This window comes from Streptomyces sp. MUSC 14 (assembly GCF_001866675.1).
Lineage (GTDB): Bacteria > Actinomycetota > Actinomycetes > Streptomycetales > Streptomycetaceae > Streptomyces.
Genome location: NZ_MLYN01000017.1, coordinates 249,110 through 263,154 on the forward strand (window position 1 = coordinate 249,110; position 14,045 = coordinate 263,154).

The following is a 14,045-nucleotide window of genomic DNA, read 5'->3' on the forward strand; positions in this document are numbered from 1 at the left end:
GAGCAGGGACGCCCCGGCAGGACGACACTCCGGCCCGCTGCCCGGCGCGCAGCGCGTGCGAAGCCGGGTGAATCCGTGCACGGTGGAGGTACGGGCGGCACACCCACGGCCCCTTGGCCTGCGCCAGACGGATGCGCGGTGGCGTTCCGTGGCGTCGCAGGACACGAGGGCACGTGCGGGACAACCGACGGACGCTCCGACCCCCAGTGCACACGAGGAGACGCGACGTCCGATGCCGTAGCGCCGGCCCAGTCGGTCCTGGAACCCCCCACCGCGGAGTTCGCGAGGGCCGCGGAAGGCCGCAAGGCGCTCGGCGAGATTGCACCGTCTCCGGCGGTCCCACGGGCAGCGGCGTGCTCCCGGTGATCCTCTGCACCCACGGCGCCGGCTGGGTCCTCGGCAACGCTCACACCCATGACCGGCTGGTGCGCGTACTGGCCGTCGGAGCGGATGCCGCGGTCGTCTTCCCCGAGTACGACCTCTCGCCCGAGGCCCACTACCCGCCAAGGACCTGGACGGAACGGGGCCGGCCGTGGCCGGGGACTCCGTCGGCGGGAACATGGCGGCGGCCCTGACCCTGCCGGCCAAGGAGCGGGGCGGTCCCGCGCTGGTCCAGCAGGTGCTGTTCCAGCCGGTCACCGACGCGTCCTTCGAGACCCCTCCTATGGCCAGTTCGCCACGCCTCGCCGCTGCGCGCCACCACCGGGCAACTGTGGGGGCTGCCCCCGGCTCTGGTCGTGACCGCCGAGGCGGAGCCGCTGTGTGACGAGGGCGAGGCCTACGCCAACACGCCGCGTACGGCGGTGTGCCGGCGGCGGTCCGCTCCCCCGGAGACCGCCGCCGGCCGTTTGGAGCCGGCTGCCTTCTCACGCCGGTGCCGATGCCGAATTCACGGAATTCGTTTCTCTCGGTTTACCCTCGCCCGTCCACATTAACGGTCGCTGTCATGAAGAAATGATTCCGCGACCATATTTCATACTGGACGACTAATTCCCTTCGCCGCACTCGCACCTGGCCGTGTGTCCACGCTCCACGCCAGGTCGAGGTCCGTTCACCGCCAGCGTGCCCCGCGCCGCACCCGTGAAATGGAGGCATGACTTCACCAGCACCCCTGAACGGCAAGAAGGTACTCATCACCGGCGGCAGCCGGGGCATCGGCGCGGCGGCGGCACGGAGACTGGCACGGGAAGGCGCGGACGTGGCCGTGACCTATGTCCACGGGAAGGAAGCGGCGCAGGAGGTGGTGCGGGCCGCCGAGGCACACGGGCGGCGGGCGGTCGCGCTGCGCGCGGATGCCGCGGACGCGCAGGAGGCGGCGGACGCGGTGCACCGTGCGGCGGAGGCACTCGACGGTCTGGACGTACTCGTGAACAACGCGGCCCTCGGGCTGATGCAGCCGCTGGAGGACATGACGCTCGACGACGTGGACCGGCTCATCGCCGTCAACATCCGCGGGGTGTTCCTCGCCTCCCAGGCCGCTGCCGCGCTCTTGGCGCCCGGCGGGCGGATCATCACCGTCGGCAGCTGTATCACCGCGCGCGTACCCGGCCCCGGGGCCACCCTGTACGCGATGAGCAAGTCGGCCGTCGTGGGGCTGACGAAGGCGCTGGCACGGGAGTTGAGCGGGCGCGGGATCACGGCCCACGTCGTCCACCCGGGTCCCGTCGACACCGACATGAACCCCGCCGACGGTCCCTCCGCGCCCGACCAGGCGGCCATGACCGCGTTCGGCCGCTACGGCACGGCCGAAGAGGTGGCGTCGGCGATCGCTTACCTCGCGCGGCCGGAAGCGATGTACATGACGGGCACGGAACTGTCGGTGGACGGCGGATACGCGGCATGAGCGGGCGGGGCGCGCGGGTCCGCTGCCCGCCGTGCCCCGCCTCGGCCCCGGGCGCCGGTGTGCCGGGCACCGAGGTCCCGGACACCGATGCCGTGGGGCGCCGGCCGATGTCTCGGGCGCGCTCGGGCCGTGTCTTGCCGCGCCGGCTCGGGAGCAGGCCGGACGCCTCCCCCAGCGAGACCCCGCGACCGCGCAGAACGCGGCGACGGCGCCGTTGAAGAGGAAGTTGAAGAGGAAGAGGAACCACAGCACCGGCCGTGCGGACAGGAACGACTTCACCGGCTCCCTGCGGGCGACGCGGGAGCCCGCCACGAGGGCAAGGGCGACACCGCCGTAGGTGGCGAGGCTCTTCGCCGTGCCGTCGAGAACGGTCCCGGCGGCCACCGAGGCCGAGAGACCGGCGAGGAATGCGACCCACAGGGTGACGCAGGTGAGGAGGGACTTCATGAGGGCGGTGCCTTCTGAGGAGGGATGAGTCTGGTTCCACTCTCCCGTGACCCGCTGGCGGCTTCGAGGGAGTGCCCTCCCGAACCGGTGGTGCAGCCCGCTCCACCCCGATGGTGTGGTCCGCTCCCCGCCCGCGCGCCTCCGGACGCCTAGCGTGGTCGGCAGGCGGAATGCGATGCGGCAGGCAGGGCGGGCGGGCCACGGTCCATCTGGTGCTGGCCGCGGTGCCGGTGTTCGGTCTCCGTCTCTTCGTCAGCGTGCTGCTGATCACGGCCGTCGGCACGGTGGTGGTGGTCTGGGCCTGGCTGCTGCCCGAGACGGTGCTGCTGGTCCGGCGCGTCGACGGGGCCAGGCGCGCCAGGACGGCGGCGTGGACGGGCCGGGAGATCCCCGAGGCCTACCAGCCTCTCACCGGCCCGCTTCGCCGGCGGCTGCGCATCGCCGTGCGGGACCCCGGTACGCGCACCGATCTGCGCTGGATGATCGCCTCGTACGGCTACGGCGCACTCGTCCTGCTCGCGCTGCCGCTGTGGCCGGTCGGCCTCGTCGTCGACGGGGTGTGGTGCGGGCCGCTGCGCCGTGCCCCGGTCGTGCTCCCGCTGATCACCCGGCTCGCCGACCTGGAGTCCTGCTGGTCACAGGCCCTGCTGCGGCCCGCGCCGCAGGCGCTGCTGGCCGCCCGTGTGGAGCGGCTCGCCGCCACCCGTGCCGATGCGATCACCGCCCACGAGGCGGAGCAGCGCCGCATCGAGCGCGATCGGCACGACGGCGCCCAGGCGCGTCCGGTGTCGCTGTCGATACGGCTCGGGCTCGCCCTGCGCGCCTACGACCAGGATCCCGAGGCCGCCCGCGCGTTCCTGGCCGACGCCCAGCACCACGCCCAGGAGGCGCTGACCGAGCTGCGGCAGGTCGTGCGGGGCATCCACCCGCCGGTCCTCACCGACCGCGGTCTCGTCGGAGTCGTGCGGGCGCTCGCGGGGAGCAGTGCGCTCAGACGTTGCCGTGAGCGTCACGGGCGGGCTGGGGCCTCGACCCCCGGCGGCGGCCGGCGGAGGTACGGCTGGAGCGGCTGCGCGCCGGGGTGCGGGCGGTGATCAGCGACGACGCTCGCGGGGGTGCCGACGAGCGGGGCGGTACGGGCCTGCTCGGCGTCCGCCGCCGGGTGGCCGCGCTCGACGGGGAGCCGGCCGTGTCCAGCCCGGCCGGCGGCCTGACCGTGATCGTGGTGGGGCTTCCGTGCGTCTGGTGACGTGCGCACCCCCTCGCCCGGTGAGCACCGCACCGAGGCGCCGGCCGTCGCGGAACGCACTTGCCTGAAGCGCACTTGAAGGATCTAGCGTGTGCCTCATGACGGTGATCGACAACAGCCCCGTGAAGTCTCCGGCCGTGGACACCTGTTCCGCGACCGCGTCGGTGCGGCCCCGGCCCGATGGCCAGGGGCGGTACACGATCAGTGAGGTCGCCGCGTTCACCGGACTGCGTGCGCACACGCTGCGCTGGTACGAGCAGATCGGGCTCATGCGACAGGTGGAGCGGTCGCACACCGGACAGCGGCGGTTCGACGACCAGGATCTGGAGTGGCTGTCGTGTCTGACCATGCTGCGGCTGACCGGGATGCCGGTCGCCGACATGGTGCACTTCGCGGAGCTGGTCCGGCAGGGCACCCAGACCTTCGGGGAGCGGCAGCGGCTGCTGGAGCGGACCCGGAGTGAAGTCCTCCAGCGGATCGCCGAGTTGCACGACACCCTCACCGTCCTCGACGTCGAGATCGATTCCTACGCGGACGCCCGGCGGGCGTCGGAAGGGGCCTGAGCGCCACATGAGCAACACCATCGAGCAGATCCGCACGGTCGAACTGGGTGCCGGCGGGCCCCTCGTCGGCGTCCAGGGCTTCGGGGCCATGGGCATCAGCGCCGCCTACGGACAGACCGACGACGCGGCGGCCCGTGACACCCTGGAGGCGGCCGTCGAGGCGGGCGTCACCCTCGTCGACACCGCCGACATGTACGGGATCGGCGCCAACGAGGAGTTCCTCGCCCCGTTCGTGGCCGCGCACCGCGACACCCTCACGGTGGCCACCAAGTTCGGCATCGAGTACCGCGCCGACGACCCCTCCTACCGGGCCGTCCGCAACGATCCCGGATACGTCAGGCAGGCCGCCGAGGCGAGTCTGCGCCGGCTGGGCGTCGATGTCATCGACGTGTACTACATGCACCGTCGCGACCCCGCCGTCCCGCTCGCCGAGTCGGTCGGTGCCATGGCCGAGCTGGTGCGGGAGGGCAAGGTCAGGCACCTCGGGCTGAGCGAGGTCACCGGTGCCGAGCTGCGTGCGGCGCACGCCGTGCACCCGATCACCGCCGTGCAGACGGAGTGGTCGCTGTTCAGCCGGGACGTCGAGCGCGGCGTGGTGGGTGCGGCCGCCGAGCTGGGTGTCGCCTTCGTGCCGTACTCGCCGCTCGGCCGGGGCTTTCTGACCGGGTCCTTCTCGGACGCGGGCAAGGAGTTGTCCGGCGGGGACTTCCGGCAGCTGATGCCCCGGTTCAGCGGTGACAACGCGAAGGCGAACGCCGCGCTGCTCGCGCCGCTGCGCACGATCGCGGCCGAGCGCGGGGCGACGGTCGCGCAGATCGCCCTGGCCTGGGTGCAGCAGCGGGCACAGGTGCACGGTCTCACCGTGGTGCCGATCCCCGGCACCCGCAGGCGGAGCCGCCTGCTGGAGAACGCCGGTGCCACCCGGATCACGCTCGGCGCCGACGAACTGGCCCTGCTGGAGCCGATCGCCGGGCAGGTGGCGGGCGAGCGCTACGCCGACATGTCCCTCACCTCCGCGGCTCGGGAGTCCTAGGAGACCCACCACTCCGTCAGGCGGTGCCGAACAGCCCCGAGGTCCGCACTCCCAGGTGGCGCAGGGCCGCCTCGGCGGCTCCGGCGCCGCACATGCCGTGGGCGCCGGGGCCCGGCGGGGTGGCGGCCGAGCAGAGGAACACCCCGGGCAGGCCGGTGTTGTACGGGTCGAGGGCAGGGCGGGGGCCGAGGAGGAGCTGAGCGGTCGTCCTGGCTCCCGTGATGATGTCGCCGCCGGTGAAGTTGGGGTTGGTGGCGGCGAACCCGGCGGGCCGGACGGCCTGTTGGGCCACGACGCGGTCGCGGACGCCGGGGGCGAACCGCTCCAGCTGCCGCAGGATCGCGGCGGTGGCGTCGCCGTCGTAGCCGTACGGCACATGGGCGTAGGCGTACACGGGATGGACGTCGCCGGCCGAGCGTGTGGGGTCGGCCAGGTACTGCTGGGCGACCAGGACGAAGGGCCGCTCGGGCATGCGCCCGGCCACGACGTCCTGCACCGACCGCGTCACCTCGGCGAGCGGGCCGCCGAGGTGGACGGTGGTGGCCCGGCGCGCGTGCTCGTTCGTCCAGGGCACGCCGCCCTCGACGGCCAGGTCGAGCTTGAAGACGGCGGGCGCGCGACGGAAGCGGCGGTACGCGGCGCGTGTCCGGGGCGGCAGCCGGTCGCCGTAGAGGGCCGCGGCCTGGCCGGGGTCGAGGTCGAGGAGGGTGACGTCGGCGGGCGGGAGTTGGCGGTGGTCGGTGACGCGGACGCCGGTGTGGACGGTGCCGCCGTACCGGCGCAGCACACGTTCCATACTGTGCGCGATGGACTGTGAGCCGCCCTCGGCCACGGCCCAGCCCGCGTCGTGGCCCGCGGTGAGGATGCCGAGTCCGATGGCCGAGGTGAACGGGCGGGTCAACGGGCGCATGGCATGTGCCGCGACTCCGGCCCACAGGGCCCGCGCCCGCGGGGTGCGGAAGAGGCGGGCGAGGGCGGTGGCGGGCAGGGTGGCCGGGATGCCGAAGCGGGCCAGCAGCAGCGGGTGCGCGGGCAGGTGCGGCAGCGGGCCCAGCACCTCGTGCGCCAGAACGTCCCAGTGCCGCACCGGGGTGGTGAACAGGGCGCGGTAGCGGTGGCCGTCGGGGCCGAGCAGACGGGCGGTGTCCGGCACGGAGCGCAGCAGGACCCCGGCGCTGCCGTCGTCGAGTGGGTGGACGCAGTCGATGTCCGCCGACCGCCAGCGCAGCCCGTGCTGTTCGAGGCCGAGCGCGCGCAGCGCCGGGGAGCCGGCGGCGGTGGGGTGGACGGCCGAGCAGTGGTCGTGGAGGAGGCCGGGCACCAGGGCCTCGGAGCTGCGCGTGCCGCCGCCGATCTCGTCGGCGGCTTCCAGGACGGTCACGGCGAGCCCCGCCCTCGCGAGAAAGGCCGCGGCGGCGAGCCCGTTGGGCCCGGCGCCGACGACGACCGCGGACGTCATGCCGCACCCCCGAGGTGTCCCGTGTCGCGCATCGGTCGGATGCCGGTTGCAGTTCAAGTGGCCGGGCTGATCGTAACCCGCAGGTGTTTCACGAGGGGTTGGTCGCTCTGCTCGCTGTGGTCGCACAGGGCGACGAGGACGTTCATCTCCGGCATGTACCCGGCCGCGCAGCCGCGGGGCATGTCGTACGGGACGGCGAGGAAGCCGTCGAGGGTGCGGGTGGTGCCGTCCTTGGCCGTGCTGACGATGTCCACGGCGTCGAATTCGCCGATGCCTCGTTCGCGCATGTCGTCGTCGTTCATGAAGACGAGCGTGCGCAGGTTCCTGATGCCGCGGTAGCGGTCGTTGCCGGAGTAGATGGTCGTGTTCCACTGGTCGTGGGAGCGCATGGTCCCCAGGGCCAGGGTGCCCGGGGCGGGGACGACGTCGGGCAGCGGGGCGGCGGAGAACTCCGCCTTCCCTGTCGGTGTGCGGAAGACCAGTTCGCGGGCGGGCTGTTTGATGCGGAAGCCCAGCGGGAGTCGCACCCGGCGGTTGAAGTCCTCGAATCCGTCGAGGACTTGGGCCATGGTGTCACGGATGCGGTCGTAGTCCTCGACGTACCACTGCCAGGGGGTCGGGCTGTCCGGCAGGGCGGCGCGGGCCAGGCCGGCGATGATGGCGGGCTCGGACAGCAGGTGCCGGGAGGCGGGGCGTTTCATGCCGACGGACAGGTGCACCATGCTCATCGAGTCCTCGACCGAGGTGCTCTGCGGGCCGCCGCGCTGCTGGTCCCTCTCGGTGCGGCCGAGGCACGGCAGGATGAGGGCCCGGCGGCCGTGGACGAGGTGGCTGCGGTTCAGCTTCGTGCTGACCTGGACGGTGAGGTCGCAGGAGCGCAGCGCCTCATGGGTGAGCGGGGTGTCGGGCGCGGCGAGCGCGAAGTTGCCGCCCATGCCGACGAACACCTTGATGTCGCCCCGTCGCATGGCCGCGATGGTGCCGACGGTGTCCAGGCCGTGGGCGCGGGGCGGGTCGATCCCGCACGCCTGGGCGAGCCGGTCGAGGAACTCGGCGGTCGGGCGGTGGTCGATGCCGCAGGTGCGGTTGCCCTGGACGTTGCTGTGCCCGCGCACCGGCGACGGCCCGGCGCCCTCGCGGCCCAGATTGCCGCGCAGCAGAAGGAGGTTGACGATCTCGCGGACCGTGTCGACGCCGTACTCGTGCTGGCTGACGCCCAGGCACCAGCTGACGATGGTGCGGTCGGCGTCACGGTAGACGCGGGCCGCCCTGAGGATGTCGGCGCGGTCGAGGCCCGACTGGCGCTCGATCTCCGCCCAGGGCGTGGCCTCGCACCGTTTGCGGTAGTCGTCGAAGCCGGCGGTGTGGCGGTCGATGAACTCCTGGTCGAGGGCCTTGGGATCGCTGCCGGCCTGCTCCAGCAGGGCCTTCGCCATTCCGCGCAGCAGGGCCATGTCGCCGCCGACGCGGACCTGGAGGTTCAGGTTGCCGGTGCGGGTGGAGTGGAAGGTGGCCATGTCGACGACGTCGTGCGGGATGATCGTGCGCCGGGCGGCCGCCTCGATCAGCGGGTTGACGTGCACGATCCGGGTGCCGCGACGATGGGCCTCGGCGAGGGCGGTGAGCATCCGGGGTGCGTTGGAGGCGGCGTTCACGCCCATGATGAACAGGGCGTCCGTGGTCTCCCAGTCCTTCAGGCCGACCGTGCCCTTCCCGGTGCCGAGCGAGGCATCGAGGGCGCGTCCGCTGGCCTCGTGGCACATGTTGGAGCAGTCGGGCAGATTGTTCGTGCCCAGCTCCCGGGCCATCAACTGGTACAGGAACGTGGCCTCGTTGCCGAGCCGGCCGGATGTGTAGAACGCGGCTTGATCCGGGTCGTCCAGCTCGCGCAGGGTCCGCCCCGCCAGCTCGAAGGCGTCGCGCCAGCTGATCGGGACGTAGTGGTCGGAGCCGGAGTCGTAGACCATGGGCTCGGTCAGCCGGCCCTGGTCCTCCAGCGCGAAGTCGCTCCACTCGGACAGGTCGCTCACCGAGTGCCGCGCGAAGAACGCGCGGTCGACCCGTTTGCAGGTCATCTCCCAGGTGACGTGCTTGATCCCGTTCTCGCAGATGTCCAGGCGCAGGCCCTTGGTGTCGTCCGGCCACGCGCACCCGGGGCAGTCGAAGCCCCCGCTCTCGTGGTTCATCTTCACGATCGCGCGAGGTCCGTCCACCAGCGCGCCCTCGCGCAGCAGGAATCTGCTGACGCTCTTCGCGGCGCCCCAGCCGGCGGCGGGGTGGTGGTAGGGGCGGAAGGCCGGTTCCCCGCCGGGGGCGGGGCCGACGCGGGGCGCCGACCGTTCCGCCCCCTCCGTCTGCCCCTCCGCCCGGCCGCGCGCCGCGGCTGATCGTCACGGGAGCCACCCGCGTCACGGGAGGTGCTCACGGCTCTCCCTCAGGACTGGGGCCGCTTGCCGTGGTTGGCGGCGTGGTTGCGCCGTGCCTTCTTCTTCCTGCGTCGCTTCGAGGACATGGCAACCTCCTGCCGATTCGGTGTCTCGGACGCTATTCCTCACGGGTCTTGGGCCGGCTCTCGTCGGACTTCATCCGGCCCTCGCGCACCTCGCGGTCGACCTCGGCCTGTGCCGCTTCGTACGCCGCCTCGGGGTCCTCCCGGCGCCCGCCGCACAGACCCGCCTCCCGCCGGTCCTCCCGCGTGCGCTCGGCGAGTTCCGGCTCGTCCGGCCGACGGGGCATGCCGCGGCCGTGACCGGTGTCCGGCTCGCCCTCGACCCGCTTGTTGGACTTGTGGTGATGGTGCGCCATGGATTCTCCTCCGTCACTTGTCCGTCGCCGCGGAACCGGCCTCGGCGCCTCCGGCGGTGCCGGCGGCCCCGGCCTGGTCGCCGGAGTCGTCGTTCTTCCGCACCGAGCAGTGCAGCGAGTCGTCCACCACGTCGGCGACGATCGTGTTCCCGGGCTCGGCCTCGCCGCTCAGCAGCAGGGTGGCGATGCGGTTGTCGAGTTCCGCCTGGATGGTGCGGCGCAGCGGGCGGGCGCCGAACTCCGGCTGGTGGCCGTGCGCGATCAGCAGCTTCTTCGCGGACTCCGTGACCTCCAGCTTCAGGCCCTGCGCGTGCACCCGGCGCTTGCTCTGGTCCAGCAGATGGTCCACGATCCGGCTCAGGTCGTCCTCGGTCAGGCCGTGGAAGATGATGATGTCGTCGATGCGGTTGAGGAACTCCGGCAGGAACCTGGTCCGCAGGTCCTCCATCAACTCGTCCTTCAGCTCGGACACATCACCCTTGTGGTCGAGGATGCGGTGCGCGCCGATGTTGGACGTCATGATGACGACGCAGTGCCGGAAGTCGACGGTACGGCCCTGGCCGTCGGTGAGCCGGCCGTCGTCGAGGATCTGCAGCAGGGTGTTGAACACGTCGGGGTGTGCCTTCTCCACCTCGTCGAACAGCACCACGCTGTACGGCTGGCGGCGCACCTTCTCGGTCAGCTGGCCCGCCTCCTCGTAGCCGACGTATCCGGGCGGGGCGCCGACGAGCCGGGCGACGGTGTGCTTCTCCTGGAACTCGCTCATGTCGAAGCGGATCATGCGGTCCTCTTCACCGAACAGCAACGCCGCGAGCGTCTTGGCGAGTTCGGTCTTGCCGACGCCGGTGGGGCCGAGGAAGAGGAAGGAGCCCACGGGCCGGTTCGGGTCGCCCATGCCCGCGCGGTTGCGGCGCACGGCCTGCGAGACGGCGGTGACCGCCTCGTCCTGGCCGACGATCCGGGCGTGCATCTCCTCCTCCAGTTTGAGGAGTTTCTCCTTCTCGCTGGCGGTGAGCTGGGCGACCGGAATACCGGTGCGGCGGGAGACGACGTCGGCGATGTCGGCGGCCGTGACGGAGACGACGCCCTCGCGGCGCTCCTCGATCCCGGCGAGTTCGCCCTCCACCCCGGAGATCTCCCGTTTCACCTCGGAGGCCTTCTCGAAGTCCTCGGCGGCGACGGCCTGTTCCAGTTCCCGGCGCAGCTTGGCGATACGGTCCTCGCGGCTGACCACCTCGGTGGAGCGGCCCGCGCTGCGCAGCCGTACCCGGGCGCCGGCCTGGTCCATGACGTCGATGGCCTTGTCGGGCAGGAAGCGGTCGGTGATGTAGCGGTCGGACATCTCGGCGGCGGCCGCCAGCGCCGCGTCGTCGAAGCGGACCTGGTGGTGGGCCTCGTAGGAGTCGCGCAGCCCTTCGAGGATCTGCACGGTCTCCTCGACGCTGGGCTCGGGCACCATCACGGGCTGGAACCGGCGCTCCAGTGCCGCGTCCTTCTCGACGTACTTGCGGTACTCGTCGATGGTCGTGGCGCCCACCACGTGCAGTTCGCCGCGTGCGAGTGCGGGCTTGAGCATGTTGCCCGCGTCCATGGATCCCTCGCCGGTGGCTCCGGCGCCGACGACGGTGTGGAGTTCGTCGATGAACAGGATGATCTGGCCCTTGGCGGCCTGCACGTCCTCGATGACCTTCTTCAGCCGCTCCTCGAACTGTCCCCGGTACTGCGCGCCCGCGACCATGCCCGACAGGTCGAGGGAGACGACCCGCTTGTCCTTCAGGGTGTCCGGGACCTCGCCCGCCACGATGCGCTGCGCCAGTCCCTCCACGATGGCGGTCTTGCCGACGCCGGGCTCGCCGATGAGGACGGGGTTGTTCTTGGAGCGCCGGGAGAGGATCTCCACGGTCTGCTCGATCTCCTCGGCGCGTCCCACCACCGGATCGAGCTTGCCCGCCTTGGCCTCCTCCGTCAGGTCCCGGCCGAACTCGTCCAGCGTCGTGGCCGGCTGCTTGCGCTCGGCGGACCCCGAGTCGGCCCGGGCGGCCTGCTCGGCGAGGCCCGACAGTTTCTCCGTGTCCATGCCCTCGGCGCGCAGCAGCTTGGCGGCACCGCTGCCGCTGTCCCCCAGCAGGGCGCTGAGGATGTGCTCCGGACCGATGTACGACACACCGGCCGCCTGGGACTGTGCGTAGGCGGCACCGAGGGTGCGTTTGGCCGCGGGGGTGAGGCCCGGCTGCGCGGACGGCTCGCCGGACTCGCGCGGCAGGATCTTGGCGATCTCGGCCGCGAGCGTGTCGGGATCGACGCCCAGCTGGGACAGCAGCCGCCGGGACGCATCGACCTTCGTGGCGGCCCAGAGCAGGTGTTCGGTGTCGAGGTCGGTGGTGCCGTCCTCGACGGCCCGTCCTGCGGCCAGGTTGAGCAGTTCCTGGGACGCTTCCGTCAGCAGTCGTCCGATGGGCACGCGCTGCACCGCGGGCGGCGACGACGCGGGCGACATCCCGAAGAACCGGTTGAACAACTCGCTGAACGGATCCGACGAACCGAATGGGGCACCGAACGACATCGACATGAGAACTCCTGAGCGCGGCGAAGCAGTGATCCGCGGGGGGTCGTACTCGATCCGGGGTCAGTACTCACTGAACCCCTCCGCACACGGCACCGCAAACGGAGCAGTCGGCGCGGAGCCGGCCGGCCGCGGACGTCAGGGTCCGGTGGTGGCCGCGCCGCCCGGAGCGGCCGGGAGGTCGTCGAGGAAGCCGACGGTCGGCACGTGGAAGAGGCAGCCCGTGACCGGGACGGAGAAGTCGAGGATCCGGTCGTGCTGTCCCGGCTCGCGGCCGAGGAACATGTTCCGCAGCATGTGCTCGGTCACGTCCGGGGTGCGGGAGTAGCCGACGAAATAGGTGCCGAACTCGCCGGTCCCGATGGTGCCGAAGGGCATGTTCTCGCGCACGATCTTGCGTTCGTCGCCGTTCTCGTCGGTGATGGTGTTGAGGGCGACATGGGAATCGGCGGGCTTCACGTCGTCGGGGAGTTCCACGTTCGCCAGTTTGGTGCGCCCGATCACCAGGTCCTGTTCCTCGGCCGACAGGGCGTTCCAGGCCGTCATGTCATGCAGGTACTTCTGCACGATCACATAGCTGCCGCCGGTGAATTCCGGGTCCTCGTCGCCGATGAACACGGCGTCGTCCGCGACCGTCCCCTCGGGGTTCTCGCTGCCGTCGACGAAGCCGAGCAGATCGCGTTCGTCGAAGAAGGTGAAGCCGTGCACCTCGTCCACCACGGTGGCCGCTCCCTGAAGGCGCTCCCCGAGCAGCCGGGCCAGTTCGAAGCACAGGTCCATCCGCTGGGAACGGACGTGGAAGAGGAGGTCACCGGGGGTGCCGAGGGCCCGGTGGCGTGGGCCTTCCAGGTCCACGAAGGGATGCAGCTGCCGTGGCCGGGGCCCGCCGAAGAGCCGGTCCCAGGCGTGCGAGCCGATGCCGACGACACAGCTGAGCTGCTCGGCGGGCGCGCGGAACGCCACCGAGCGGCGCAGGCCCGAGACGTCCTCCAGCAGGTTGCGGACGGTGTCCTCGCCGCCGGGCACGAGGGTGGCGACGAGGAAGACGGCGGCCCTGGCCGGCGGGACGACGACGGGCTGCGACTCGACCACGGGCGTGTGCCTCCTCAGCGGATACCGCAGCGGCTCCTGCACGACGGACTGCTCGCCGGATCCCTCGCGCACCGGGGCATCGCGGCCGGCTCCTTCGCACCAGCATGGCGCCGCCCGACCGACTCGGCAGTTCGGCGGCCGGACGGGGACTGGCATTCCGGTCTGCCGTCGGGTACACCCGTCCCGTGCTCTTTCGTCAGCTCGAATACCTCGTCGCGCTCTCCCGCGAGCGGCATTTCGCCCGCGCCGCCCAGGCCTGCTACGTGTCCCAGCCCGCCCTGTCGGAGGCGCTGCGCAAGCTGGAGGAGGAACTCGACGTACCGCTGGTGCGGCGCGGCCGCAAGTACGAGGGGCTCACGCCGGAGGGGGAGCGCATCGTCGTATGGGCGCAGCGGATCCTGGCCGACCGCGACGCCCTCAAGGACGAGGTCGACGCGCTGCGCGGTGGTCTGACCGGCCGGATGCGGATCGGTTCGGTGCCGACCGCGTCCGCCGCCGTCGCGCATCTGACCGGCCCGTTCTGCGCGGCGCACCCGCTGGTCACGGTGGAGGTCAGCGCGGACATGCAGTCGGTGGACATCCTGCGGCAGTTGCAGAACTTCGAGCTCGACGCAGCCGTCACCTATCTGCGCGAGGACGTGTCGGAGCAGTTCTTCCACACGGTGCCCCTGTACCAGGAGCGCTACGTCCTGCTGCTCTCTGCCGCCGACGGCCTGGCCCGGCGTACGACGGCCACGTGGGCACAGGCGGCGCGGTTGCCGCTGTGTCTGCTGAACCAGGGCATGCAGGGGCGCCGGGTGCTGGACGAGGTGTTCGCGCAGGCCGGGACGCAGGCCTCGCCCCGGCTGGAGACCGATTCCGTGGCGGCCCTGTTCGCGCATGTCAGGACGGGTCGGTGGGCGAGCATCGTGGCGCAGGCATGGCTGCATGTCTTCGGTGTGCCGCCCGGCATGCGAGTGGTGCCGCTGGTCGAGCCGGCCGCCTCGGTGCC

At 71.9% G+C, this 14,045-nt stretch carries 10 protein-coding genes and 2 pseudogenes; 7 read left to right on the forward strand and 5 right to left on the reverse strand.

Features of this window, described 5'->3' with window-relative positions; all coding sequences use genetic code 11:
• Positions 1-258: 258 nt before the first annotated feature.
• From BIV25_RS52610 to BIV25_RS10490, 6 genes and pseudogenes are all read left to right on the forward strand, one after another.
• A pseudogene (locus BIV25_RS52610) lies at positions 259-803 on the forward strand (alpha/beta hydrolase fold domain-containing protein); the annotation flags it as partial.
• 290 nt (positions 804-1,093) lie between these two features.
• Positions 1,094-1,843: an SDR family oxidoreductase gene (locus BIV25_RS10475; RefSeq protein ID WP_071371924.1), complete on the forward strand. Its 750-nt coding sequence runs from the start codon at positions 1,094-1,096 to the stop codon at positions 1,841-1,843.
• 617 nt (positions 1,844-2,460) lie between these two features.
• Positions 2,461-3,384, forward strand: coding sequence for a histidine kinase (locus BIV25_RS10480; protein WP_371273009.1), 924 nt, complete (start codon positions 2,461-2,463; stop codon positions 3,382-3,384).
• On the forward strand, positions 3,381-3,539 hold the full coding sequence (locus BIV25_RS54300) for a hypothetical protein (protein WP_371273010.1): 159 nt from the start codon (positions 3,381-3,383) through the stop codon (positions 3,537-3,539). Before BIV25_RS10480 ends, BIV25_RS54300 begins: the two co-directional genes overlap by 4 nt.
• Positions 3,540-3,637: 98 nt before the next feature.
• Positions 3,638-4,102 (forward strand): MerR family transcriptional regulator, encoded by a 465-nt coding sequence (locus BIV25_RS10485; RefSeq protein WP_071371925.1) that lies wholly within the window; start codon positions 3,638-3,640, stop codon positions 4,100-4,102.
• A 7-nt stretch (positions 4,103-4,109) separates the two neighbouring features.
• Positions 4,110-5,135 carry an aldo/keto reductase gene (locus BIV25_RS10490; protein WP_071371926.1) on the forward strand — a complete coding sequence of 342 codons (1,026 nt, stop codon included), beginning with the start codon at positions 4,110-4,112 and terminating at the stop codon, positions 5,133-5,135.
• 16 nt (positions 5,136-5,151) lie between these two features.
• Here the strand turns inward: BIV25_RS10490 and BIV25_RS10495 are convergent, their stop codons facing one another.
• The 5 genes and pseudogenes from BIV25_RS10495 to BIV25_RS10515 form a co-directional block, all read right to left on the reverse strand.
• A complete protein-coding gene (locus BIV25_RS10495; RefSeq protein ID WP_071371927.1) occupies positions 5,152-6,594 on the reverse strand; it encodes an NAD(P)/FAD-dependent oxidoreductase in 1,443 nt (480 codons plus the stop codon).
• A 53-nt stretch (positions 6,595-6,647) separates the two neighbouring features.
• Positions 6,648-8,924, reverse strand: a pseudogene (locus BIV25_RS10500) (FdhF/YdeP family oxidoreductase); the annotation flags it as partial.
• A gap of 214 nt (positions 8,925-9,138) precedes the next feature.
• Positions 9,139-9,399, reverse strand: a complete 261-nt coding sequence (locus BIV25_RS10505; RefSeq protein ID WP_071371928.1) for a hypothetical protein — start codon at positions 9,397-9,399, stop codon at positions 9,139-9,141.
• Between the two features lie 13 nt (positions 9,400-9,412).
• Positions 9,413-11,968: an ATP-dependent Clp protease ATP-binding subunit gene (locus BIV25_RS10510; RefSeq protein ID WP_071371929.1), complete on the reverse strand. Its 2,556-nt coding sequence runs from the start codon at positions 11,966-11,968 to the stop codon at positions 9,413-9,415.
• A gap of 132 nt (positions 11,969-12,100) precedes the next feature.
• On the reverse strand, positions 12,101-13,054 hold the full coding sequence (locus tag BIV25_RS10515) for a Dyp-type peroxidase (RefSeq protein WP_071371961.1): 954 nt from the start codon (positions 13,052-13,054) through the stop codon (positions 12,101-12,103).
• 185 nt (positions 13,055-13,239) lie between these two features.
• Here BIV25_RS10515 and BIV25_RS10520 point away from each other — a divergent pair.
• The coding region (locus BIV25_RS10520) for a LysR family transcriptional regulator (protein WP_071371930.1) at positions 13,240-14,045 on the forward strand (806 nt) is incomplete at its 3' end.